The sequence below is a fragment of the Bacillus cereus group sp. BfR-BA-01350 genome, assembly GCF_022663775.1.
Classification (GTDB): domain Bacteria; phylum Bacillota; class Bacilli; order Bacillales; family Bacillaceae_G; genus Bacillus_A; species Bacillus_A paranthracis.
In genome coordinates this window covers 183,662-207,785 of sequence record NZ_JAKUGD010000007.1, presented here as the reverse complement: position 1 = coordinate 207,785, position 24,124 = coordinate 183,662, and the positions used below count along the sequence as shown (strand labels likewise).

Below are 24,124 nucleotides of genomic sequence, written 5' to 3'. Positions count from 1 at the left end.
TTCTATCCCCATTCTTTTATTTTATAGATTCACAAACACATTGTAGTAATGCTTCTACAGTGTACTCTTTCGGCATAATAATATGCGGAAAATAAAGGCTCGCCTCTTTTTCCGTAATAGGCCCTATACAAGCAATTGTACATTTTTTTGTCCATTCTCTCCAGTTTGTATCCTCAAGTAAGCGAACAAAACTAGTAACAGTGGAAGGGCTCGTAAATGTAATAATGTCTACTTTCCCTACTTCTAACGCTTTTATAAGCTCTTGCTTTTTCTCTACATTTTCTTTCGTACCATATACGATAAGCTCATCTAGAGAAACACCCATTTCACGAAGCGCAACTGGAATTACGTCTCTTGCTAAATTCCCTTTCGGAAATAAAATACGTTCGTTTCCACTTAATCTTTTTACAAACTCTTCTGCAAATACTTCTGCAACAAATGAAGTTGGAACAAAATCCACTCGATAGCCCCGCTTTTCTAACTCTAACTTTGTTTTCACACCTACTGCAGCAATTTTAGTCGTTACAGGTAGCTTCTGTCTCAAACGATCTAGAAAAAAAGCTACCCCATTTTTACTCGTAAAAATAACCCAGTCATACGAATGTAACTGCCCTGCTATATGTTGAATTTGCCTATGAGACATACCTTCCATACGCAAAAGCGGAATTTCCAATGGAATTCCGCTCTTTTCTTTCACCGCTACACTCATTTGTTTTGCTTGATGCTGGGCACGCGTAACCAATACCGTTTTGCCAGCGAGAGCGTTCATATTTATCGTTGCCCCTTATTTGCAGCAAGAATGAGTTCTTTTGCGCCTTGTTTAATTAAACGGTCCGCAGCCTCTAATCCTACTTTCTCTGGATCAGTTCCTACTACTGTCTCTTTCAATAAAACAGAACCGTCCATAGACCCGACAAGAGCTGTTAATTCGATTGCATCGTTTTCCGTAAGAGTTGCATATCCAGCGATCGGAACTTGGCATCCCCCTTCAAGTTTATGAAGAAATACGCGTTCTGCTGCCACTGTTTTTTCTGTTACTCCATCATTCATATGAGCTAACAACTGCAGTAAATCTTTATCATCCTCACGACACTCAATCGCTAATGCACCTTGTCCTACAGCAGGTACACATAACGTCTCATCTAAATGTTCTGTAATAACTTCATTATCCCAGCCCATTCTTTGTAATCCCGCTGTCGCTAAAATAATTGCATCGTAATCTTCTTCTTTTAATTTGCGTAAACGTGTATCGATATTTCCGCGAATCCACTTCACTTGTAAGTCTGGTCTCGCAGCGAGTAGCTGTGCACTACGTCTTAAACTACTCGTACCTAAAATAGCGCCTTCTGCTAACTCTTTAAACGACGCTCCGTTTTTTGAGATAAAAGCATCACGAGGGTCAACACGCTTTGGTGTACAACCAATCATTAATCCTTCTGGAAGTACGGCCGGCATATCTTTCATACTATGTACAGCCATATCAATTTCTTTCGTAAGTAGCGCATGTTCAATCTCTTTCACAAACAAACCTTTTCCGCCTACTTTTGAAAGAGTAACATCTAAAATAACATCACCTTTTGTGACGATTTCTTTCACTTCAAATTCATATGGTAAACCTAGCGCTTTTAACTGATCAATAAACCAGTTTGTTTGCGTTAATGCTAATTTACTCTTTCGTGACCCTACAATAATTTTGCGCATAATTTTCTCTCCTCATTATAAATACCAAAAGTGGAAGTTGGATAAACTGCTTAATAGAAAAATGTTAATTAGCATTACGAGAAATGCTCCGATGTTCCACTGCACGATTTTCTTCCCTTGCAACACATCTGCCGCTCGTAAATATAGGCCAGCACAATATACAAATAGAACGACAAAAGACCCGATTACTTTCGTATCATACCAATGAAAATTGTCCAATTTTGTATATCCCCATATGCATCCTAATAAAATAGCTAGTAAGAAAAATGGAACAGAAAATAAATTTAATCCGTAAGACATCGATTCTAGCTTCGGTAAATTCCCTAACCTTCTTAATCTCGCATTCCATTTTTTCTTTTTTAATAGGCGATATTGTAATAAATACATAATAGAAAAAATGAACGATACAGTAAAAGTTGCATAAGAAATAATAGCCATACCGACATGTACATATACAAGCTCCGAAACTAATTGCTCTGCAAGTACCGGCGACATCTTTCCAAGCGGTGTAAAAATAGAAAAAGCGCTTACGCCAAATGCAACAACATTTGTAAAAAAGACTAAAAAATCGATTCTCATAAATCGATTAATGACTAACGACATCGTAATCAATAACCAAACATAAAAATAAATGCCTGATAATAAGGTTAAAAGGGGGTTCGTTTCTGAATCTGTAGCTCTAAGCAACATAAAAATAGAATGCAGAACCCATACAATCGAAAGTAACCAAAAAGCAAATCGGTTCGCCTTTCGGTTACTTTGGAAATAATCTATAAAATATAAACTAATGCTACAAGCATATAAAATAATTGCAATATGATAAATAATACTGTTATTTAAAAAACTCATCCGATCATCCTTCCAAATTATAAAGATGGAACGGATGGTGTCCACGCTCTTTTATGTTCTACTTCTTCCGCACGACTCTCTACGTCTTCCATTTCTAAATCAAAAATCTTTGCAAATAACGCTAATTTTTCGTCTGCTCCCTCTTCAGCAGCTATTTCTTTCGCTACTAAAATTGGGTCTTTTAATAATTGATTAATAATACTTTTCGTATGCTTACTAATTACTTTTCTCTCACGATCACTAAGAGTTGGTATTTTTCGTTCCAAACTTTCCATCGTTTCACTTTGAATAGCAAGTGCCTTATCACGAAGAGCTGATATTAACGGAACGACACCAAGTGTACTTAACCACGTTTTAAATACAACAATTTCCTCTTCAATCATAAATTGAATTTTCTCTGCTTCTTTCAAACGCTCAGCACGGTTCGCTTCTACTACTCCTTGCAAATCATCAATGTCATACAAGAAAGAACCTTCTAGCTCATCAATTGCTGGATCAATATCACGCGGCACTGCAATATCAACCATAAATAATGGACGACCAGAGCGCATTTTCTCTACCTTTGTCATCATCTCTTTCGTAATGACATAATCCGATGCACCAGTTGAACTAATTAAAATATCAGCTTCTAATAATGCACATTGTAATTCACTTAAAGGTTTTGCGTGTCCCATATATTTCTCAGCCATTATTTCTGCTTTTGAAAGCGTTCTATTCATGACTGTTACTTTACGAGCACCACTTCCATATAAGTTTTGTAGTGCAAGTTCACCCATTTTACCAGCACCGAGAATAAGCACGTGACAATCTGTTAACTCGCCGAATATTTTCTTTCCTAGCTCAACAGCAGCATAACTAACAGACATCGCACTTTCACCAATTGTCGTTTCTGAGTGAGCACGTTTCGCTAATGTAATGACTTGCTTAAACAATTCATTAAAAATTGTCCCTGTTGCTTTTACTTGCTGCGCTTCTAAAAAGCTATCTTTTATTTGACCTAAAATTTGCGTCTCTCCAACTACCATAGAATCTAAACCGCACGTTACGCGGAATAAATGATCGATTGCACCATCTTGTTCAAATATAGTTAAATATGGTGCGACTTCTTCTATTTCAAGCTGAAACCAATCAGCTAAAAACTTCTTAATATAATACCGTCCCGTGTGTAATTGATCGACAACAGCATAAATCTCAGTGCGATTACAAGTTGATACAATGACATTCTCTAACACGCTCTTTTGATTTTGTAATGTCGTCATTGCTTGCTCTAGCTCTGCTGCCTGAAATGTGAGTTTCTCACGAAATTCTACAGGGGCTGTTCGATAATTTACACTAACAACAAGAATATGCACGCAGCATGTCCCCCTTCACCCGTTTTATCACTTTATCTACTATCATAATACAACTTTCCTCTTATGAATCTGACAATCGTGTGAACAACCGATTATTTTTTTATTTATTCTCCATATGTAAGAAAGGAGATTCAGTAAAACGAATAAAAACTTTCTACTTTATAATGATTATAAATTAATAACTCTATTTGTACGTTACCAAAAAAAGCCCTCATAATCAAGTGATGGAAACTATTCCATATGAATTATAACATCATCTTTCCTATCTTCTTTCATCATGAAGGAAAATATGTATGATTGTTCCAAATTGTAGCACAAACTTTCTCAATACAATGTATTTGACATTGTATTTATTTTTCGTTATATTGATTTTACAAAATTAAATTGTGCACAACTTAATTAGAAAGGAGTCATTCATGACAGAAGATTCTTTGCATCTAGATAATCAACTTTGTTTTTCTATTTATGCTTGTTCTAGAGAGGTTACACGCTTTTACCGACCATATTTAGAAGAAATGGGCATTACGTATCCACAGTACATTACTTTACTCGTACTATGGGAGCAAGATGGACTAACAGTAAAAGAAATTGGAGAACGTCTATTTTTAGATTCCGGTACGTTAACACCTATGTTAAAACGAATGGAATCATTAAACCTTGTAAAACGCGTTCGTTCCAAAGAAGATGAGCGAAAAGTATGTATTGAATTAACAGAAAAAGGAAAAGATTTACAAGATAAGGCTTGTTCATTGCCGACAACGATGGCAACAAATTTAGGAATTACAGAACAAGAATATCGTTCTTTATTAATTCAATTAAATAAACTAATTAAAACAATGAAAACAATTAATGATAGAAAAGGGGAATAAACATGGATAAATTATATACTGCTTCAGTAACTGCTACAGGTGGAAGAAATGGAAAAGTAGTATCAGATGATGGCATATTAAATCTTGATGTAAAAATGCCGAAAGCACTAGGTGGTGCAGGCGGAGAGGCAACAAATCCAGAACAACTATTTGCAGCTGGTTATGCTGCTTGTTTTGATAGTGCGTTACAACTTGTCATTCGTACGAAACGTGTGAAAGTAGAAAGTACAGAAGTAACTGCTCACGTTTCTATCGGAAAAGATACAGACGGTGGTTTCGGCCTATCCGCTGTGCTTGATGTACATGTTGCCGGAGTCTCACATAGCGAAGCACAAGAACTTGTAGAAGCCGCTCACGGCGTATGTCCTTATTCGAAAGCAACACGAGGAAATATTGAGGTTACATTAAACGTACGCTAAAAAAATTAGTAAAACAAAAAACGCGCGACATTCGTCACGCGTTTTTTGTTTTTGTAAATTTATGAATTGCTTTCCATGCTTCTTCTTTCCCAAGTCCTGTTTCAGAAGAGAATAGAACGACTTCATCGCCACTTTCAATATCAAGCGTTTCTTTTACAACTTTTAAATGCTTTTGCCATTTCCCTTTCGGAATTTTATCGGCTTTCGTTGCAATAATAATGGTTGGAATGTCATAATGCTTTAAGAAATCATACATCATTACATCATCATTTGTTGGTTTGTGACGTAAATCAACTACTAGTACAGCTGCATCTAATTGCTCACGTGTTGTAAAATACGTTTCAATCATTTTACCCCAAGCTGCGCGCTCCGTTTTAGATACTTTCGCATATCCGTAACCTGGAACGTCCACAAAGTGCATCATCTCATTAATTAAGAAGAAGTTTAATGTTTGTGTTTTTCCTGGTTTAGAAGAAATACGTACTAACTTTTTACGATTTAAAATTTTATTAATAAAGGAAGACTTCCCGACATTTGAACGACCTGCTAATGCGATTTCTGGTAAGTCACCGTCTGGATATTGTTCTGGTTTAACAGCACTAATTACAATGTCTGCTTTTGTTACTTTCATTGTTTCACTCCTACTAATGCGTGCTCCAATACTTCATCTAAATGAGATGCAAGCACAAACGTAAGGTTTTCTTTTACGCTCTCTGGAATATCATCTAAATCTTTCTCATTTTCCGCCGGTAAAATAATTTTTGTTAAACCTGCGCGGTGAGCACTTAATGTTTTTTCTTTTAAACCACCAATCGGTAATACACGACCACGAAGTGTAATTTCACCTGTCATCCCCACTTCTTTACTTACAGGAATACCTGTTAGCGCAGAAATAAGTGCCGTTGCCATCGTAATACCTGCTGACGGTCCATCTTTTGGAACTGCTCCTTCTGGAACATGAATATGAATATCATTTTTTTCATGGAAATCAGGATCAATCTGAAGCTCTTCTGCACGAGAACGAATATAACTAAACGCCGCTTGTGCGGATTCTTTCATAACATCCCCAAGTTTCCCTGTTAAAATTAATTTCCCTTTACCTGGCGCTACGGACACTTCAATCGCCAGTGTATCGCCGCCTGCTGCCGTATACGCTAAACCTGTCGCCATACCAACTTGGTCTGTTTTTTCAGCTTGCCCATAACGGAATATGTGCTTACCAAGTAAATCAACAACGTTTTTCTCTGTTACTACAATACGCTTACGTTCTGCTGTAACGATAATTTTTGCTGCTTTACGACAAACCTTTGCAATTTGGCGCTCTAGTGTACGAACACCAGCCTCACGTGTATAATAGCGAATCATTTCAAGAAGCGCTTCATCACGTACTTGTAAATTACCTTTTCGTAAGCCATGCTCTTGTAATTGTTTCGGTAATAAATGTTCACGAGCAATATGAACTTTTTCAAGTTCTGTATAGCCAGCAATCGAAATAATTTCCATACGGTCAAGTAACGGACCTGGAATACTGGAAAGTGTATTCGCAGTTGCTACAAACATAACTTTCGATAGATTATATGGTTCTTCAATATAATGATCACTGAAGTTATGGTTTTGTTCTGGATCTAACACTTCAAGTAATGCTGCTGAAGGATCTCCACGGAAATCGTTAGACATTTTATCAATCTCATCTAATAAGAAAACTGGATTAACTGATTTCGCCTTTTTCATACCTTGAATAATACGTCCTGGCATTGCTCCAACATACGTACGACGGTGACCACGAATTTCAGATTCATCACGCACACCCCCAAGGGATACACGGACAAAATTACGATTTAATGATGTTGCAATAGAACGCGCTAACGAAGTTTTTCCGACCCCAGGTGGTCCTACTAAACAAAGGATAGGCCCTTTTAATGAATTCGTTAACTTCTGTACCGCTAAATATTCCAGTACGCGCTCTTTCACTTTCTCAAGACCGTAATGATCTTTGTTTAAAATCTCTTCAGAATGAGCAAGATCAATCATATCCTCTGTTGCTTCTGTCCACGGAAGCGCTAATAACCAATCGATATAATTTCGAATAACACCGCTCTCCGCAGAACTTGCTGGTAACTTTTCATAACGATCTAATTCTTTCAGCGCAGCCTTCATTGTTTCTTCAGGCATTCCTGACTGTTCAATTTTCTCACGAAGTTCTTCAACTTCCCCGCCCTTACCTTCTTTATCGCCAAGTTCAGTTTGAATCGCCTTCATTTGCTCACGTAAGAAATATTCTTTTTGCGTGCGCTCCATTGAACGTTTCACTTTTTGTCCAATTTTCTTTTCTAAACTAAGTAATTCTTGTTCATCTTGAATAATTGAAATAAGTGTATGTAATCGTTCTTTCACAGATATGATCTCTAAAATCTCTTGTTTCTGCTTCGTTTTAATTGGCAAGTGAGAAGCAATTAAATCAGCTAATCTTCCTGGCTCTTCTACATCAGCTACCGTTGCAAATGTTTCATTTGAAACTTTTTTCGAAACTTTAATATATTGTTCAAAATGCTCCAGTAATGTACGCATAAGGGCTTTCTCTTCTAAATCAGCTTCCACTTCTTCCGTTATCGTTTTAATAGAAACTTGCACTACATTTTCTTCTTCGATAAACTCTACTACTTCTGCTCTATGTAAACCTTCTACAAGGACACGAAGCGTACCGTTCGGCAATTTTAACATTTGCTTCACTTTCGCCACTGTACCTACACTATATATGTCATCTTCTTTCGGATCATCGATATTCATTTCTTTTTGCATTGCTAAAAAGATGATATTTTCATCCATTGCCGCCTGCTCTAGTGCTTGTATCGATTTATCACGTCCTACATCAAGATGCAGAACCATCGTTGGATATACGAGAACGCCTCTTAATGGTAGGAGGGGCACGATTCTTTCATTCGTATTCATACTAGACATAGCACCTCCATAATAAATTAAACTCCTGTTCAACTATTTTATATTACAATACATCTAGATGCAATTGCAGAGATTCTCCGCAACTGTAAATCCCTCGTTTTTTCTCCCTTATAAAAGAAAAAAGACTCCGCTTAAGCATACAAACTTAAACGAAGTCTGGCAAATACTATTATCGTTCATTCTCACATTGATTGTGCATCTGTTTCGTCTATCGTAGTATGTACATCAAGCTCTCGATGTATATTTTCCTGTATAAACGTTAGCTCAAATACTTCCTTCAACTTCCGAACAGGAATAATTTCAATTCCTTTTATTGTATACAAAAATGGTTGCATGTTTTCAGCAGGAATGATAACTTTCTTAGCTCCTGCCTTTTTCGCAGCTTTTATTTTTGCGTACACACCACCGATAGGTTTCACTTCCCCGTGTATACTTATCTCTCCAGTCATCGCTACTTCATTATTCACATACGTATGATGCACTGCTGAATACACACCTGTTGCCATAGCAATTCCCGCCGAAGGCCCATCAATCGGGATACCACCTGGAAAATTAATATGTATATCGTACCCTTCTGGCAATACATCTAGAGATCGAAGTACTGTTAATACATTATCTACAGAACCTTTCGCCATACTTTTACGACGAATGGATTTCGTTTGACTACCAATACTTTCCTCTTCAACAATTCCGGTAACATTTACCGATCCTTTATCTTTCGCCTTGATTGCTGTTACTTCAATTTCTAATAACGCGCCTGTATTTGGTCCGTATACAGCAAGTCCATTTACAAGACCGATTCTTGGAATAGGGTAAATGCGTTTTTCATACTTCGGTGTGAGCTGACTAGAGTGAACAACCCACTCTATATCTTCATCTTTAATGAAAGGACGTTCTTCATTTATTGCCATTCCAGCAGAAATTTGTACAAGATTAATCGCTTCTCGCCCATTTCTCGCATACATCCCAATCATTTCAATACCATTTTCACCGATTTGCATTTCCACTTTGTCAGCCGCATTCTTCGCTACTTTTTGAATTTCTTCTGTATCTAACTCACGGAAGAACACTTCTAAACAGCGCGACCGAATAGCAGGAGGTATCTCATCTGGCGAACGTGTCGTCGCCCCAACTAAGCGAAAATCGGCTGGTAAACCTTTTTGAAAAATATCATGTATATACGTTGGAATCATCGTATTTTCTTCACTATAGTATGCACTTTCCAAAAACACTTTTCGATCTTCTAGCACCTTTAACATTTTGTTCATTTGAATCGGATGTAATTCACCTATCTCATCAATAAACAAAATACCACCGTGAGCATCTGTTACCGCACCTTTTTTCGGTTGCGGAATACCTGCTTGCCCCATCGCACCAGCACCTTGATAAATTGGATCATGCACCGAACCGATTAAAGGGTCTGCAATACCACGTTCATCAAACCGAGCTGTCGTCGCATCCAGTTCAATAAATGTTGCATTTGTGCGAAATGGAGATTTTGGATTTCGTTTTGCTTCTTCTAATACGAGACGCGCTGCCGCTGTCTTTCCGACACCTGGCGGACCATATATAATTACATGTTGCGGGTTTGGACCACAAAGAGCCGCTTTTAACGACTTAATCCCGTCCTCTTGCCCTACAATATCTAAAAAGGATGTAGGACGCACCTTTTCCGCAAGCGGCTCTGTTAAAGAAATCTCGCGCATTTTACGAAGCTGTTCTAATTCTTTTTTCGATTCTCGATCAATTGAAACTTTTTGTGTTCGCTGATTTCGAAGTAAATGCCAAAAATACAATCCGACAATTACACCAAAAACAAGTTGAACAAGTAAAAATATATTTGTCCAGCTCATCATTTATTTCCTCCCGCAATGTTTTATCTCTTAGTATTTCCGCGGAGGAACATAGCTAAACATAAAGAAAAACAGCAATTATAAAAATTGCTGTTTCTCCTTCGCATTATGCAGATGTTTTTGTATCAAGTACAGTACCGTCTTGTAACACCAATTTTGGTGCTGCATTATCAGCTACTGTTTCTTTTGTAAGAATACACTTCTCGATATCTTTGCGAGATGGTAGCTCGAACATTACCTCAAGCATTAAGCCTTCAATAATAGAACGAAGTCCACGAGCACCTGTTTTACGTTCAATTGCTTTTTTCGCAATCTCAATTAGTGCGCCTTCTTCAAACTCTAACTCAACATCGTCAAGCTCCAATAGTTTTTGGAATTGCTTAACAAGTGCATTTTTCGGTTTCGTTAAAATATCAACAAGAGCATCTTCATCAAGCGGCTCTAGGTTCGCAATAACTGGAAGACGACCGATAAACTCTGGAATTAAACCAAATCTTAAAAGGTCCTCTGGTAATACGTGAGATAAAACATGCTTCTCATTTACATCAGCATTTTTCTTCTCAGAACCAAATCCAATTACTTTTTCACCAAGACGACGTTTAATAATTGGCTCGATGCCATCAAACGCTCCACCACAGATGAATAAGATATTCGTTGTATCAATTTGAATAAACTCTTGATGCGGATGCTTACGGCCACCTTGAGGTGGAACGCTTGCTACAGTACCTTCTAAAATTTTCAGAAGTGCCTGCTGCACACCTTCACCAGATACATCACGTGTAATTGATGGATTTTCGGACTTACGTGCCACTTTATCAATCTCATCAATATAAATGATTCCTTTTTCCGCTTTCTCTACATCATAATCAGCTGCTTGGATTAATTTAAGTAAGATGTTTTCTACATCTTCCCCAACGTACCCAGCTTCAGTTAAAGATGTTGCGTCCGCGATTGCAAATGGAACATTTAAAATACGCGCTAACGTTTGTGCCAGTAATGTTTTACCACTACCTGTTGGCCCGATAAGTGCGATATTACTCTTCGCTAATTCTACATCATCAATTTTGCTGTTAGAATTAATGCGTTTGTAATGGTTATATACCGCTACCGCTAGTGCTTTTTTCGCGTTATCTTGTCCGATGACATACTCATCTAAAATTTCACGAATTTCTACCGGTTTCGGTACATCTTTGAATTCTACTTCTTCGTCTTTCGCAAGCTCCTCTTGTACAATTTCAGTACAAAGTTCGATACACTCGTCACAAATGTAAACACCTGGACCTGCAACTAACTTTCGGACTTGCGTTTGTGTTTTACCACAGAAAGAACATTTTAATTGCCCTTTTTCATCATTAAATTTAAACATATTTTCACACCCCTTACAAAGTGCTAACCTCTTGCCTTCGTATGTACACGATAAATGTATCGTATGTAAATACATATTATGTCACTACGTGGCGAGAAATACAAATAATATGACTAGTTATGTACAAATAAAAAGTTTTTAAAACTTTTGAAATATGTATATTCGACTTATTAAGGAAGTTTTCCTTCTTCATCGAAAAGTTTTATAAATATATTTCTATATTTATAAAACAAGGCACGATTAAAATCGCGCCTTGTTATTTTATTATGCAGCGTTTTCTACTAAGAAGTCTACAGCTTTACGAACTTTAAGATCTTCAGCTAAAGCGTCTACGCTTCCAAGAGCTTGCTTGATAGCGTCTACTGGCATACCGTACATTTCAGCCATTTTTTCAACTTCTGCAGTTACTTCTTCTTCAGTAACTTCGATGTTTTCAGCTTCAATGATAGCTTCAAGAACAAGGTTGATTCTTACGCGTTTTTGAGCGTCTTCTTTCATTTGCTCTTTTAACTTGTCAGCATCAGTACCTGTGAATTGGTAGTAAAGCTCAAGGTTCATACCTTGTTGGCTTAAACGTTGCTCGAATTCACGAACCATACGATCTAACTCAGTGTCGATCATAGCTTCTGGAATGTCGATTTCAGCGTTAGCAGCAGCTAATTCTACTACTTCGTCACGTACTTTGTGCTCAGCTTCGTGCTTTTTGCCTTCTTCTAAGTTTGTGCGAAGTTTTGCTTTTAATTCATCAAGAGTTGCAACCGCTTCGTCAGCTTCTTTAGCGAACTCGTCGTTTAACTCAGGAAGTTCTTTTGTTTTGATTTCATGAACTGTTACTTTGAATGTTGCTGGTTTGCCAGCTAATTCAGCAGCATGGTACTCTTCTGGGAATGATACTTCAACGTCTTTAGACTCACCAGATTTAAGACCAATTAATTGCTCTTCGAAACCTGGGATGAATGTACCAGAACCGATTGCTAGAGAGTAGTTTTCGCCTTTTCCGCCTTCAAATGCTTCGCCATCAACGAAACCTTCGAAGTCGATTACAGCTGTATCACCGTTTTCAACAGTTCCTTCTTCTTTAACAACTAGCTCAGCTTGACGCTCTTGTAAAGATTTTAATTCGTTCTCTACATCTTCGTCAGTTACAGTTGTTTCAACTTTTTCTACTGCTAAACCTTTGTACTCACCTAATTTAACTTCAGGTTTCACTGTAACTTTTGCAGTGAAGATAAGGTTAGCATTTTTTTCGAACTTCTCAATGTCGATTTCAGGATGAGCAACTGGGAAGATACCAGCTTCATCGATTGCTTCACCGTATGCTTTTGGTAAGATGATATCTAAAGCATCTTGGTATAAAGATTCAACACCAAAGCGTTGTTCGAATAACGGACGAGGCATTTTCCCTTTACGGAAACCTGGTACGTTGATTGTTTTTACTACTTTTTTGAACGCAGCGTCGATAGAGTTGTTTACTTCTTTAGCATCAACTTCGATTGTTAAAACGCCTACGTTACCTTCTAATTTTTCCCATTTTGCAGCCATTTATTCTTTCCCTCCAACTATAATAATGTATGCACATACCTCTATAGATTAAGATCTTCATTATCTCTTTTTTGAAATAACAAAAGTACAAATAATCCTCTAGCAAAAGCTTTCAGATATAATGTTCCAATCTACTAATTGCCTAAAAGACAACTACGGTATATTTTGTTCGAGAATAATATGAAACATATTAAGTAAGAGAATTACACTTCTCTTCTCTTACAAACAGGCAGATTTCTGCCTTTTGCAACCCTTACATTATAACATAGAATATGCTCGTTTCAAGAACCGAACGATTCTTTTTCGTAATTATACGGGCAAATATCCTTCTCTTTCGACACGTAATAACCATTGATAGGCAATATGAAACTCTTCTAATTCAATATTATACGCTGTCATAAGCTCTTCTTCATCAATAGTCAACCCGAAACGCTTTCTACCAATTCTCTCTAAAACAGCAGCCCAAATCTCCACTTTATCCATTAATAGAGCGAATGGGAAAATGCTAATTTGTAATTCTTTCCAATATGTAACCATCGCATCAAATATATCAGGATAATTTTGCTCTAATCGACTTGATAATCTATGTATAATGTTATCGGATTGCTCCTCATTATGACCTGTAAATGCCGGAATTACCTTGATCGTATTCCCAAACTTTTCTACCTCTATCTCTTCTTCTATTTGATTTTCTATCATTTTATATAAAATAGAAGTTTTCAAATAAGGGTGCTGTTTTTCGTCTATTAAAAATTCCTTTAAAATAGGTAATGCAAGATCCAAGTCTTTTAACGAAAGTTGCTGAATCGCTCTTAGCTTTTGCCCAAAGTTTTCTCCAAATATTTCATTAGTAAATTCATCTAACTCAAAATTCGAATCAACTCGTGATGTATCTACTTCATTTAACATACCTTCTGCAAATAAAGCGAGCTGTGCTAATTTGTCCTTTTGCTCAGGCATTACATCTTTCGTTTGCAAAACTTTTTCAACAGTTTCAATAACGCCTTCATAATCATTTGTTTGAACTAAAATTGTCACATACGTTTCAAGAATATCACCAAATAAGACCGCTCCTGTTTCCAGTAACTGTTCACATTTCTCTTTCGCTTCTTCCATATGTTTTAATTCTAACAAACAAATAACCGAAGCTAGTTCCGTTTGTTCCGTTTCTGCATTATACTGACGTAATATTTCAAAGCAGCGCAATGCATCTTCGAATTTCCGCTCTTTCAGCGCTAAAAAACCTTCATCAATATAGCGCTCTGATAGTTGCGGAAACAATACGACCGTATTTTCTTTTTTATCCATACGTCCGCCTCTTTTTCTAGATTTTAATTATCTTTAAAGTAAATATATCAAATGAGTAATGAGAACACAACATCCCGAAACCCTTTGTTTGAAATATAGAAATATTTACTTTTTACATTTCAATACAAGTGAATTCCTACTCAAAATTAAAAATATGCAAATAAAAACCCTCAGCAATTCAAGCAGAGGATTCATCATTAATGGAAAGCTTTTATAATAGTGGGGTATATAACAAGGGTAATAATTTGGAGAACAATAATTGCCATAACAATCATGCTAAAGTAGAAGATTGGTTTACTTCGCTTCATTAAAAACATAATGATGAGCATTGTACAAGCAAACAAACTTAAGAAGAACAAACTCGTTGTCGAACTAAGTATACCACTTGGGACAAAGAACAATAACACAACACTACAAGTACCTATAATTCCAAATAACCATTCCATTCATTCACTCATTCCCTTTCCCTCTCATGGTAGTTTCCTCTACGCGATTAAATGTTTTACAACATCAACTACATACGTTAATTTCTCATACGCTACAAATCCAAAAGCAACTGTTAAACCCGTTACGATTAATCCCTTCATTATTTCTTCCTCCTCGTTTTATCGTTGTTACCTTCATTATAGAGGATTAACAATTTGTTACCATCGAACTACCTTACAGTTACCTTACAGAATTGTAAGATTTCAAAAATTAATTTAAAATCATGTTAATATATTTTTGTACAATTAAGAATTTTTACAAGGGGGATTATATATGTTCAAAAAAGTAGCTGCTGATGTTTTAGGGTTAAGTGATGTAGGTTCTGTCATTACACCGAAAGATTATGACAAGGTCGATGCTGATGATTACGTAATGCATGAAGATGGAGAGAAAATTTATTTTCTAATTAAATCGAAATCAGATGAATATTGCTTCACAAACAAAGGATTACTTCACCTAGATGGTACAAGTGCGACAAGCAAAAAACGTACACTACGCCGCTTTAGCTATAGTAAATATCAAATTAAAAACGTAGCGCTTGAAACTGCGGGAACGATTGATTTAGATGTAGAAATTAAATTTCAAATGGGAGATGAACATTATTCAATTGATGTTCATAAAAAACATATCGAGGAATTAAAAGATTTATATAAAGCTTTACTTAAAATCGAAGAAATTTCATACGACAACGATATTACATTGCAGTATGCACATAAAAGTTTAGATATGGCATCTAACGCTTTTAGCCGTATTTCAAATGCACAAGTAAATTTAGCAGAGCAATTTAAAGAAATGAACGAAATCGCCTTTAACTGGCTCGTTGATACGAAGAAACAATATAATGTGAAAGATTATGGTTTTGTATTTGAGAAGTTTATTAATAACTAAACAGAAAACCTTGTTATCAAAAGATAACAAGGTTTTTTCAGCGTCCCAGGAGAATTTCGAGCTCCCACTCCGCCCATTTCCGTACTATTTTATATATTTTGATCGCAGTCTTAATATATCTTCCTCTTCTCGAATACCTGCCGATCCTTTCCTCACATTTTTTACGATAGTCCAATCCGGGTTGGTTTCATCACCGATGTTCTGTACTGTAAAGTTGCCATCACCATATTTTCGGTGACCTTCTGCCAATTTCTCCGTTAAATCGTTCTCATTTGATCTCGCCATCTTTGCGCCATCTCCCTTTTTTATACAACCTTCTTAAACTGTCTAACCAATCACAGGTCTAGTCAATTGGAGATTCTCGTTTTCCGCTTCTATTCATTGTAACACACTAACAGGGATAAGTTTCGATAACGGTTGCTCAATCGTACTAGAATGGTAAAGAGTTTTATAACATTCTAAGTAAAAAATTAAGTTAATACGGATATAGATTTGAGTTCCATTATAAGCCTATTGATTTTTAAAATTAAATATGAGGAACAGGGCGCATAAATGGCGCTCTTTTCTTCATGCACTTTAATAAGTTACACATAATAATTACCATATATTACGTTATTTTTTTACACCTTTTGCACATATATCAATTTGTAGACAAACAAAAAACCTTGTTATCAAAAGATAACAAGGTTTTGTTAGCGTCCCAGGAGAGATTCGAACTCCCGACCGACGGCTTAGCTTACCACCATAGCTTTCGCTACCAGCAATTACTGTTTGTAGTCTGGACTATATCTTCACCATTTCAGGTGCGACACGTGTAGTCTCTACGGAACCTCACGATGATTTTCATCATACTTCAGAGTCTTTACCATTAAGTTTCACTTAATCATTCAAAACTCCTTAATCTTTTTCAAGATCGTAAGTTTCCTCGGTATTACCATCAGCCGAACTGTTAAGGCTTCACCGATATAGTGTCGTCCACTTTATAGGTTCTTGTTTCCCTATAAAGGCTCCTATTTTTCTTGAAGGCCGTTGCTCTATCCTGCTGAGCTACTGGGACATGGAGCGGGTGAAGAGAATCGAACTCTCGACCAGAGCTTGGAAGGCTCTTGTTTTACCACTAAACTACACCCGCATATGTTATTTTATTTTCATTCGTTAGCGCCGTTGCCCTATCGACAATATTTATTATATGTATAACCATACATAAAGTCAACACCTTTTTTAAAAGAGGATAATTTTTCTTATCCTCTTTTAAAAACTGCTTGTTCAACTAGCTGTCCGTCTAGTGTTTCAAAACGAACTTCCATTTGATTTTCATCCATTTCTAATAAAGCAAATGTCTTTTCTACACGCTGACGCGGTAATAAAATACTGCCTGGATTAATAAATAAAACGCCGTCGATTAATTCCGCACCTAATACGTGAGAGTGTCCGAAGCATGCAACTTGCGCCCCTACCTCTTCAGCATGGTACGCTAATGTTTGTAACGTCATTTTCACGTTATGACGATGTCCGTGCACAACTATGAAACGAACACCATCTACATCAGTTACAATTTCGTCTTGAAAGTTAGCATAATCACAATTCCCTTTTACAACATGGAAACCTTGCAATTCTTCATGAGCAGGCGTTAGCTCTGAATCACCACAATGAATCATGATATCTACTTTCCCTTCATATTTCTCTTTTAACTGCTGTAATTCCTTCACAGAGCTATGACTATCGCTTACGATTAAAGCTTTCATCAATCTCTCTCCCTTATTCTCCTAAAAACCATTCAGGGATTTTTTCTTCTAGTTTACGTAGAGCACGTCCGCGGTGACTAATAGCATTTTTTTCATCTGAACTTAGTTCCGCCATCGCTTTTTTATATTCTTCCACATAAAAGATTGGATCATATCCAAAGCCGTTTTCCCCGCGGCGTTGTTCTAAAATAAATCCTTCACATGTCCCGTTTACAATGACAGGCTTTTTATCCCCTTCAGGGAAAGCCACTGCTAATGCACAGTAGAAACGAGCTTTACGCTTTTCAAACGCTACTTCATTTAATTCTTGTAAAACTTTATCAATATTCGCTTGATCATCTTTCGGCTCTCCAGCAAAACGAGCTGAATACACGCCTGGTTTTCCGTTTAAAGCATCTACAATAAGACCTGAATCATCCGCAATTACGATTGCATTCAACTGTCTACTCAAACTATCCGCTTTTAAAATCGCATTTTCTTCAAATGTTTCACCAGTTTCTTCGACTTCTTCAATATGAGGGAAATCGTGTAATGATTTTACCTCTAAATCAAATTGCTCAAATAACTCAGCAAATTCACGTACTTTCCCCATATTTTTTGTCGCTACAACAACTTGTTTCATATTTTCCACCTCTACTCTATATGAGATACGATGTCACCTAATGCTTCTTTTTGCATATCAATCAGTTGGAAAATGCCTTGTTCCGCAGCATCAAGTAATTCATTTAACTGCGCTCTGCTAAACGTCGCTTCTTCTCCAGTTCCTTGCACTTCAACAAACTGGCCTTTTCCAGTCATAATCACGTTCATATCAACGTCTGCTTTAGAATCTTCTGCGTAGTTTAAATCTAAAACAACGCCTTGCTCTTCAACAATTCCTACTGACGTTGCTGCTAAATAATCTTTTACTGGAATTTTAGATACTTTTTCTGCTTGTAATAATTTCTCAAAAGCTAATACCATCGCTACATATGCACCTGTAATAGAAGCAGTTCGCGTTCCACCATCCGCTTGAATAACATCACAATCAATCCAAACCGTTCTCTCGCCAAGCGCTTCTAAGTCAACTACCGCACGTAACGCTCGTCCAATTAAGCGCTGGATTTCCATTGTACGTCCTGTTACTTTTCCTTTACTTGACTCTCTAATTGTACGTTGTTCTGTCGCACGTGGAATCATCGCATATTCAGCTGTTACCCATCCCTTTCCTTCTCCACGCATAAATGGCGGGACGCGCTCTTCAATTGTCGCTGAGCAAATTACCTTTGTATCCCCAACCTCAATTAATACTGATCCTTCTGGATGTTTTAAATAATTAGTATGAATATGTATATGGCGTAACTCTGTTTTCTCTCTACCATCTACTCGCATAAAAATAACCTCCTCATAACTACTTGTTAGTATAGCCAAATTTAAATGTATGATATGTATACAATAAAAGAAGAGGAACCCAAAAAGCAATTCCTCTTTCTTACTTAAGTATATCAAATTATTAGCGATTAAAAACTACCTGTATTCACGTTTTCTGGACGATCTACAGGTTTTATTAACTTTCCGCCCTTTTCATCTATAAGATTTGCTTTGCCATTTACTTCAATAGAAACACTTTTCACGCCTTTCTTTTCTGTTAAAGATAAAACTAACGACTTCAATACGTAATTTGAAATCATATTTTTATCTGGGTTTATAAATATATTCTCATTAAAGTTTAATGTAAGATTTCCGTCTTGTAATTTCGGATTCGTAATCAGCTTAACTCCTGGATTAAAATCATTTAAGAGCGATTGATGAATCGGTCCTTTTACAAGTTCATCTACAATGGCTGCATAATCATTTTCTTTCCCTTCTACAACGCGACGTGTTACTGGTACGTAGTATTGCTGTTTATTATTATTTTGTGCCATAAAATAAAGTGTTACTGGTTTTGTATTTGTTACATCCGCTACTTGCTCATCATCGAAGTTAATACCGTTCGCACGGCTCACCCCTTCACCGAGCGGTGTACCACCAACAGGCATCTTCGCTAATTTTTCACCATTTATTTGGAACTGCACTTGTTTTATTTCTTTAAATTGCGTCAACGTCCATGCAATAGATTCAACGATTTGACGTTCTTCCTCTTTTGCATAGTTTTTCATTTCTTTAGAAAAATCAATGACTGCCGTCCCATCTTTTTTCAAGTTTAGGGTCATCGATGTATTCGCCGGAATGACTGCACGGAACCCATTCGGTAACAAATTCGTTACCGGTCCATCTTTCACAAGGTACTCTAACGTTTGCTGAACAACCTCATTTGCTTTCGGAGTAGGTATAGCTAACGTTTGCGGTACAACATAGCCATTTTTATCAACAAGGTATAGTTCTCTATTCACCGTTTGTCCTTGCTTATCTTTCTTAGATACTTCTTTCTTTCCACCCTCTGTATACGTAACTTGTTTTGGCGGATCAATTTGCTCCGTTGCTTTCTCTTGATTTATAAAGCCACACCCTGTTAGTAAAACAGCGCTCACAGTAGCACCAACAACCCATTTAAAAGTGGATTTAGGCATGCCATTCCCCCCTAAAATCTAAGTTTGTACTATTATGTATACGAGCTGTTTCTCTTTTTAGAACAAGCTGTGCTCCCTATAAACAAAAAACTCCTGATTTCTCAGGAGCTCACTTATATGGATTCTATTATTATTCTTTTTCTAAATAAATATGTTTCACATTTTCAATCGGTTGACCGAACCATTTTGATGCAATTTCTTTAAATAGACCTATTTTCCCTGTTGTTAAGAAGAGATGATCACTTTGTTCCTCTCCCTCATTCAACATTTTACTATGGTATAAAATGGTACTTACTTCACGCGCCGTTTCATCACCAGAACTAATGAGTTGCACTTTATCTCCCATTACTTGTTTAATAACAGGACCTAAAATTGGATAATGTGTACAGCCTAAAATAAGCGTATCAATATCAGTGCTTTTCAGCGGTTGCAACGTTTCTCTTACAACTTCATACGCCATTTCACTTTCGAAATTACCGCTCTCTACAAGCTCAACAAAAGGTGGACACGCTAAACTTTCTACCATAACACGATTATTAATAGACTTTAACGCTTCTTCGTATGCACCACTTTTCACCGTTCCAATCGTTCCAATAATCCCAACATGGTATGTGTTTGTCACTTTTAAAGCTGTACGTGATCCTGGGTGAATAACTCCTACCACTGGAATTGGTAATTGTTTCTGCATCTCTTCTAATACAACCGCAGTTGCTGTATTACATGCAATAACTAACATTTTGATATTTAAATCTAGTAAATGCTCCGTCATTTCCCACGTGAATTGGCGCACTTCTTCTCGAGAACGTGGACCATAAGGGCAACGTGCTGTATCCCCTAAATATATAATGCGCTCTTTCGGCAACTGACGAATTAATTCCTTCGCTACTGTTAAGCCACCAACTCCTGAATCGATAACACCGATTGCTCTATTCAACTTCATCACCCGTTTTCTCATTCATCATCTTATTTTATCATTATATTTTACACACTTTAAGTTCGCGCACTTAAACTGCTTCTGTATGAAAATTTTCATTTGTACCTGTATAGACTAGGACCTTTTTTATTTTGCTCCTTTTTTTCATAATTTGCAAGACAGAAAAATAACCGACCTTCTATAGGAAAGTCGGTTTCTTCTATATAAAGCACATATTTAATTCTCCATCTTTTTTTGGAAAGAAGACATTCCTATTAATAAGAAGAAATGGGCAGAAATTAACATAACGATTAAAATAAAATTCAAACGATAACTATTTGTGGATTCCATAATTTTGCTCGCTACAGCTGGTCCAAATGCCATACCGAAAAAGTTAATCAAATTATATAAACCAAGACCGACTCCAACTTTAGCTACATGTAATGTTTTCGGTATAAATGTGTTCAATGATACTTGAATGGCAGAATAACTCATAAACGTTAAAATAATCGCCAATACAATAACGACTATACTTCCATTCGGAATAAACCCTAAAATTAAAAAACCAACAATCATAATGACAGACGCCACATTAATCATATTCACATTTCCAAACGAAGGGATAATCTTTCCAGTAATAAAACTAGACACAATACCGAAAAGTGATGCAACAAATAATACAATTCCGATAACAAATGGCGACAATCCGTGTACTCTTCCTAACAGTAATGGCAATAATAATAAATTAGCACATAGCGCCACATTAATTATAAATCCAACTGTTATTAAACGAAGAAATGCTTTGTTCGAAAATAACTCAATATCGATAAATGGATGCTCCGCTTTCTTCATACGAACCGTGAATAAAAATAAGGAAATTATCGATAACACAAACAGCCAACTATTCATATTGACACCTAACAAAACAGTCGTAATCAATACAAATAGTAACGCCGCTCCAATGTAATCAAAATGAAACTCTTCTTCCGTATGACGCGCTTCTTCTGGCATAAATTTTATAAGCAAGAAAATCCCCAATACTGAAATAACCATAAATAAAAATAAATATGGCCACCCTAGTGTATTTGTAATAGCCCCACCAACTAAAGGACCAATACCAACCGCTAATGCAATAGAAGAACTAATCATCGCTAAAGCACCAGGCTTCTTAGCAGGAACGACTAATTTTGCTACCGCAATCATGCTAAGCGCAATAAACGCCGCGCCCCCACTCGCCTGCACTAATCTTGCAAAAATGACAATCGCATATGATTGATTTACAAATCCAATAATGGACCCAGCTACAAATATGATGATTGAAATAATCAATAGTTTTTTTACACTATAACGATCAGCAAGCTTCCCATATATCATCGAACCAATACCGACAAATAAGGAATAACCTACTACAACCCAACTTACTTTCGATTGACTAATGGAGAAATCATGAGCCATATCCTCTAACGCAACATTAAATAAAACCGCATTCATCGGTCCTAATAAAACGATAAAACATAATGTGAAAACAAACCATTTTGAATGGTTACTTATATCTTTCCCCATGTGTAACACCTCTCCTGATTGTAGTAACTGTTAATGAAAATAAAGTTGTTAGCGCTTCTATCGCCGCTAAACAACTTCATCAAATGTATACATTTATCGCGCGACAAATTGAATTCGAAACGAAACATGTACGTTGTTCGATATTCATGGAACTATCATAGTTTCGGCATTCCAGTTTGTCAACGAAAAATATACAAAGTAAACTAATTTAGTGTTTTTAGTTTACTTTGTTTAAAAATTGTTATACACTAATTTCGAATCCGATATAAGGAGGGCTGACATGGTTATTCAAATTCACAATTTCTAACTTAATAAAATAATAAACTTTTATATAGAAGAAACATTACAGGAGGATTATGATGAAGAAAAAAATGTTAGTTGTATTAACGAGCGTAGAAAAATATCCAAATTTAAATCGAGCTACTGGCCTTTGGCTTGGCGAAGCTGTCCATTTCGTTAAAAAAGTTGAAGAAGCTGGTTACGAAGTAGATTATGTTAGCCCACAAGGTGGTTATACACCGATTGATCCGCATAGTTTAGCAATGGCGGAGAGCATCGATTGGGAATGGTATCAAAAGAAAGAATTTATGAATCGTCTCGGTTCTACAATGAAACCGAGTGAGGTGAATCCAGAAGACTATGCTGTTATTTATTACGCAGGTGGTCACGGTGTGATTTGGGACTTCTCAGAAAATAAAGAACTACAAATGATTAGCCGTAACATTTATGAAAATGGCGGAATCGTTTCCTCTGTTTGTCACGGAGCTGCTGGTTTATTTCATATCACATTAAATAATGGGGAACGTTTAATTAGTGGTAAAAAAGTAACAGGATTCTCAAATGAAGAAGAAAAACTAGCTGAATTAGATCAATTTGTTCCATTTTTAACAGAAGATGAACTCATTAAAAATGGAGGACTTTACGAAAAAGCTGCAGAGCCTTGGGAAGCTTTCGCTGTAGAAGATAATCGTGTTATCACTGGTCAAAACCCAGCTTCAGGTGGTGCAGTAGCTGAATTAGTATTACAACACGCAAAAAATAACATGTAATAAAAAAGCAGGTTTTCCATTACTATAGGAAAACCTGCTTTTTTACGAAATCATTTGCAAAATAGCAATAACTTCTTTTTCAATTTCCGAATCATCAATTGCTTCTATATACTCTGGTTTAAAAAGTTGATACTTCTTTAGTTGATAAAAATCAAGTATCGCTTTCTTTAACGTAATATCGTACTGAATACAAAAAGAATGATCTATAATACGTCTTAACATCACATCATCTTGCACCATAAATAATTGTGCGTTCATTTTATTAAAGTAGCCTTGTTCCATACCAGCTTCAAAAAAGATTTGCAAATTATGATTACGATTTTGTTGTGCAGCGACTAACTGATCAGATAAGTGCGGATATGCCTCTTTCAAATCTTGTAAAAAGACATCTGAAATATACGTCACACATTTTAAAGAGTGAATAAACGTCTTTTGGAAACGTTCTGCAAAAGACATACTTTCATCTTGATTATACGCATCTCCTTCAAGAAGGTAGTTCATAAAATCTTCTACTACAGCTTCAATAATCTCATCTTTTGAAGAAAAACGTTTATATAAAGTAGCTTTACTAATATCCATATACTTCGCAATTTCATCTATTTTCAATTGACTAAAACTCGTTTTTCTAATAACAGGCTTTATTTTATTAATATAAGTGTTTGCACACGCAACTTTTCTCATTAAAAGAGCCTCCCCTTTTGTCCATACAAAATA

23 protein-coding genes and 1 tRNA gene are annotated in these 24,124 nt (G+C 36.4%); 4 read left to right on the top strand and 20 right to left on the bottom strand.

All coding sequences use genetic code 11. The features are described 5' to 3' along the window. Positions 1-16: 16 nt before the first annotated feature. From hemD to hemA, 4 genes are read right to left on the bottom strand one after another with little or no spacing between them, the layout of a single operon-like run. Positions 17-769, bottom strand: a complete 753-nt coding sequence (gene hemD, locus MR147_RS17180; RefSeq protein ID WP_242304580.1) for a uroporphyrinogen-III synthase — start codon at positions 767-769, stop codon at positions 17-19. A 2-nt stretch (positions 770-771) separates the two neighbouring features. Next, positions 772-1,701 (bottom strand): hydroxymethylbilane synthase, encoded by a 930-nt coding sequence (hemC, locus tag MR147_RS17175; protein WP_074607662.1) that lies wholly within the window; start codon positions 1,699-1,701, stop codon positions 772-774. 15 nt (positions 1,702-1,716) lie between these two features. After that, complete coding sequence (locus MR147_RS17170) at positions 1,717-2,550, bottom strand: cytochrome C assembly family protein (protein WP_000008996.1); 834 nt, start codon at positions 2,548-2,550, stop codon at positions 1,717-1,719. Positions 2,551-2,567: 17 nt separating this feature from the next. Then, positions 2,568-3,902, bottom strand: coding sequence for a glutamyl-tRNA reductase (hemA, locus tag MR147_RS17165; RefSeq protein WP_074607660.1), 1,335 nt, complete (start codon positions 3,900-3,902; stop codon positions 2,568-2,570). Positions 3,903-4,318: 416 nt separating this feature from the next. Between hemA and MR147_RS17160 the strand changes: the two genes are divergently transcribed. Together MR147_RS17160 and MR147_RS17155 are read left to right on the top strand one after the other, a co-directional pair. After that, positions 4,319-4,771 carry a MarR family winged helix-turn-helix transcriptional regulator gene (locus MR147_RS17160; protein ID WP_242304579.1) on the top strand — a complete coding sequence of 151 codons (453 nt, stop codon included), beginning with the start codon at positions 4,319-4,321 and terminating at the stop codon, positions 4,769-4,771. A 2-nt stretch (positions 4,772-4,773) separates the two neighbouring features. Then, positions 4,774-5,190 (top strand): organic hydroperoxide resistance protein, encoded by a 417-nt coding sequence (locus tag MR147_RS17155; protein WP_000359781.1) that lies wholly within the window; start codon positions 4,774-4,776, stop codon positions 5,188-5,190. Between the two features lie 34 nt (positions 5,191-5,224). Here the strand turns inward: MR147_RS17155 and ysxC are convergent, their stop codons facing one another. The 7 genes from ysxC to MR147_RS17120 all read right to left on the bottom strand — a co-directional run bounded on the left by ysxC (position 5,225) and on the right by MR147_RS17120 (position 14,663). Further along, the gene (gene ysxC, locus MR147_RS17150) at positions 5,225-5,821 is read right to left on the bottom strand and encodes a ribosome biogenesis GTP-binding protein YsxC (RefSeq protein WP_000869113.1); all 597 of its coding nucleotides are present in this window, start codon (positions 5,819-5,821) and stop codon (positions 5,225-5,227) included. Beyond that, positions 5,818-8,148, bottom strand: coding sequence for an endopeptidase La (gene lon / locus MR147_RS17145; RefSeq protein WP_242304578.1), 2,331 nt, complete (start codon positions 8,146-8,148; stop codon positions 5,818-5,820). The genes ysxC and lon overlap by 4 nt, the downstream gene beginning before the upstream one ends. A 182-nt stretch (positions 8,149-8,330) precedes the next feature. Then, positions 8,331-10,001, bottom strand: a complete 1,671-nt coding sequence (gene lonB, locus MR147_RS17140; protein WP_029141203.1) for an ATP-dependent protease LonB — start codon at positions 9,999-10,001, stop codon at positions 8,331-8,333. A 106-nt stretch (positions 10,002-10,107) separates the two neighbouring features. Then, positions 10,108-11,367 carry an ATP-dependent protease ATP-binding subunit ClpX gene (clpX, locus tag MR147_RS17135; protein ID WP_000472282.1) on the bottom strand — a complete coding sequence of 420 codons (1,260 nt, stop codon included), beginning with the start codon at positions 11,365-11,367 and terminating at the stop codon, positions 10,108-10,110. A 264-nt stretch (positions 11,368-11,631) separates the two neighbouring features. After that, a complete protein-coding gene (tig, locus tag MR147_RS17130) occupies positions 11,632-12,909 on the bottom strand; it encodes a trigger factor (protein WP_000729258.1) in 1,278 nt (425 codons plus the stop codon). Between the two features lie 309 nt (positions 12,910-13,218). Beyond that, a complete protein-coding gene (locus MR147_RS17125; protein WP_242304577.1) occupies positions 13,219-14,217 on the bottom strand; it encodes a hypothetical protein in 999 nt (332 codons plus the stop codon). Positions 14,218-14,414: 197 nt separating this feature from the next. Continuing rightward, entirely contained in the window at positions 14,415-14,663 is a 249-nt protein-coding gene (locus MR147_RS17120; protein ID WP_001983650.1) for a hypothetical protein, read from the bottom strand. A 313-nt stretch (positions 14,664-14,976) separates the two neighbouring features. Here MR147_RS17120 and MR147_RS17115 point away from each other — a divergent pair, with 313 nt between their 5' ends. Continuing rightward, positions 14,977-15,591 (top strand): PH domain-containing protein, encoded by a 615-nt coding sequence (locus tag MR147_RS17115; protein ID WP_000475206.1) that lies wholly within the window; start codon positions 14,977-14,979, stop codon positions 15,589-15,591. A gap of 84 nt (positions 15,592-15,675) precedes the next feature. Here the strand turns inward: MR147_RS17115 and MR147_RS17110 are convergent, their stop codons facing one another. The 8 genes from MR147_RS17110 to MR147_RS17075 form a co-directional block, all read right to left on the bottom strand. Beyond that, positions 15,676-15,876, bottom strand: coding sequence for a hypothetical protein (locus MR147_RS17110; RefSeq protein WP_000124456.1), 201 nt, complete (start codon positions 15,874-15,876; stop codon positions 15,676-15,678). Positions 15,877-16,649: 773 nt separating this feature from the next. Next, positions 16,650-16,723, bottom strand: a tRNA-Gly gene (locus MR147_RS17105). Positions 16,724-16,832: 109 nt separating this feature from the next. Beyond that, the gene (locus MR147_RS17100; protein ID WP_000645498.1) at positions 16,833-17,336 is read right to left on the bottom strand and encodes a metallophosphoesterase; all 504 of its coding nucleotides are present in this window, start codon (positions 17,334-17,336) and stop codon (positions 16,833-16,835) included. A gap of 13 nt (positions 17,337-17,349) precedes the next feature. Next, positions 17,350-17,958 (bottom strand): XTP/dITP diphosphatase, encoded by a 609-nt coding sequence (locus MR147_RS17095; protein ID WP_071728517.1) that lies wholly within the window; start codon positions 17,956-17,958, stop codon positions 17,350-17,352. Between the two features lie 11 nt (positions 17,959-17,969). Continuing rightward, positions 17,970-18,707 carry a ribonuclease PH gene (gene rph, locus MR147_RS17090; protein WP_001261765.1) on the bottom strand — a complete coding sequence of 246 codons (738 nt, stop codon included), beginning with the start codon at positions 18,705-18,707 and terminating at the stop codon, positions 17,970-17,972. Positions 18,708-18,835: 128 nt separating this feature from the next. Continuing rightward, a complete protein-coding gene (gene gerM, locus MR147_RS17085) occupies positions 18,836-19,885 on the bottom strand; it encodes a spore germination protein GerM (RefSeq protein WP_242304576.1) in 1,050 nt (349 codons plus the stop codon). Between the two features lie 130 nt (positions 19,886-20,015). Then, the gene (racE, locus tag MR147_RS17080; protein ID WP_074607639.1) at positions 20,016-20,825 is read right to left on the bottom strand and encodes a glutamate racemase; all 810 of its coding nucleotides are present in this window, start codon (positions 20,823-20,825) and stop codon (positions 20,016-20,018) included. A gap of 210 nt (positions 20,826-21,035) precedes the next feature. After that, entirely contained in the window at positions 21,036-22,361 is a 1,326-nt protein-coding gene (locus tag MR147_RS17075) for an MFS transporter (RefSeq protein ID WP_242304575.1), read from the bottom strand. A 359-nt stretch (positions 22,362-22,720) separates the two neighbouring features. Here MR147_RS17075 and MR147_RS17070 point away from each other — a divergent pair, with 359 nt between their 5' ends. Further along, entirely contained in the window at positions 22,721-23,410 is a 690-nt protein-coding gene (locus tag MR147_RS17070) for a type 1 glutamine amidotransferase domain-containing protein (protein ID WP_242304574.1), read from the top strand. 42 nt (positions 23,411-23,452) lie between these two features. On the opposite strand, the gene MR147_RS17065 is transcribed toward MR147_RS17070, so the two are convergent. Next, positions 23,453-24,091 (bottom strand): TetR/AcrR family transcriptional regulator, encoded by a 639-nt coding sequence (locus MR147_RS17065; protein WP_001233029.1) that lies wholly within the window; start codon positions 24,089-24,091, stop codon positions 23,453-23,455. Positions 24,092-24,124: the final 33 nt, after the last annotated feature.

Excerpts from the sequence above, each read along its gene's own strand:
- MR147_RS17065 (WP_001233029.1), bottom strand. The coding sequence starts at position 24,091 with ATGAGAAAAGTTGCGTGTGCAAACACTTATATTAATAAAATAAAGCCT.
- MR147_RS17170 (WP_000008996.1), bottom strand. The coding sequence starts at position 2,550 with ATGAGTTTTTTAAATAACAGTATTATTTATCATATTGCAATTATTTTA.
- MR147_RS17095 (WP_071728517.1), bottom strand. The coding sequence starts at position 17,958 with ATGAAACAAGTTGTTGTAGCGACAAAAAATATGGGGAAAGTACGTGAA.
- MR147_RS17070 (WP_242304574.1), top strand. The coding sequence starts at position 22,721 with ATGAAGAAAAAAATGTTAGTTGTATTAACGAGCGTAGAAAAATATCCA.
- MR147_RS17075 (WP_242304575.1), bottom strand. The coding sequence starts at position 22,361 with ATGGGGAAAGATATAAGTAACCATTCAAAATGGTTTGTTTTCACATTA.
- ysxC (WP_000869113.1), bottom strand. The coding sequence starts at position 5,821 with ATGAAAGTAACAAAAGCAGACATTGTAATTAGTGCTGTTAAACCAGAA.
- rph (WP_001261765.1), bottom strand. The coding sequence starts at position 18,707 with ATGCGAGTAGATGGTAGAGAGAAAACAGAGTTACGCCATATACATATT.
- hemC (WP_074607662.1), bottom strand. The coding sequence starts at position 1,701 with ATGCGCAAAATTATTGTAGGGTCACGAAAGAGTAAATTAGCATTAACG.
- tig (WP_000729258.1), bottom strand. The coding sequence starts at position 12,909 with ATGGCTGCAAAATGGGAAAAATTAGAAGGTAACGTAGGCGTTTTAACA.
- gerM (WP_242304576.1), bottom strand. The coding sequence starts at position 19,885 with ATGCCTAAATCCACTTTTAAATGGGTTGTTGGTGCTACTGTGAGCGCT.
- MR147_RS17110 (WP_000124456.1), bottom strand. The coding sequence starts at position 15,876 with ATGGCGAGATCAAATGAGAACGATTTAACGGAGAAATTGGCAGAAGGT.
- MR147_RS17160 (WP_242304579.1), top strand. The coding sequence starts at position 4,319 with ATGACAGAAGATTCTTTGCATCTAGATAATCAACTTTGTTTTTCTATT.
- MR147_RS17100 (WP_000645498.1), bottom strand. The coding sequence starts at position 17,336 with ATGAAAGCTTTAATCGTAAGCGATAGTCATAGCTCTGTGAAGGAATTA.
- MR147_RS17120 (WP_001983650.1), bottom strand. The coding sequence starts at position 14,663 with ATGGAATGGTTATTTGGAATTATAGGTACTTGTAGTGTTGTGTTATTG.
- racE (WP_074607639.1), bottom strand. The coding sequence starts at position 20,825 with ATGAAGTTGAATAGAGCAATCGGTGTTATCGATTCAGGAGTTGGTGGC.
- MR147_RS17115 (WP_000475206.1), top strand. The coding sequence starts at position 14,977 with ATGTTCAAAAAAGTAGCTGCTGATGTTTTAGGGTTAAGTGATGTAGGT.
- lonB (WP_029141203.1), bottom strand. The coding sequence starts at position 10,001 with ATGAGCTGGACAAATATATTTTTACTTGTTCAACTTGTTTTTGGTGTA.
- lon (WP_242304578.1), bottom strand. The coding sequence starts at position 8,148 with ATGTCTAGTATGAATACGAATGAAAGAATCGTGCCCCTCCTACCATTA.
- MR147_RS17125 (WP_242304577.1), bottom strand. The coding sequence starts at position 14,217 with ATGGATAAAAAAGAAAATACGGTCGTATTGTTTCCGCAACTATCAGAG.
- MR147_RS17155 (WP_000359781.1), top strand. The coding sequence starts at position 4,774 with ATGGATAAATTATATACTGCTTCAGTAACTGCTACAGGTGGAAGAAAT.
- clpX (WP_000472282.1), bottom strand. The coding sequence starts at position 11,367 with ATGTTTAAATTTAATGATGAAAAAGGGCAATTAAAATGTTCTTTCTGT.
- hemD (WP_242304580.1), bottom strand. The coding sequence starts at position 769 with ATGAACGCTCTCGCTGGCAAAACGGTATTGGTTACGCGTGCCCAGCAT.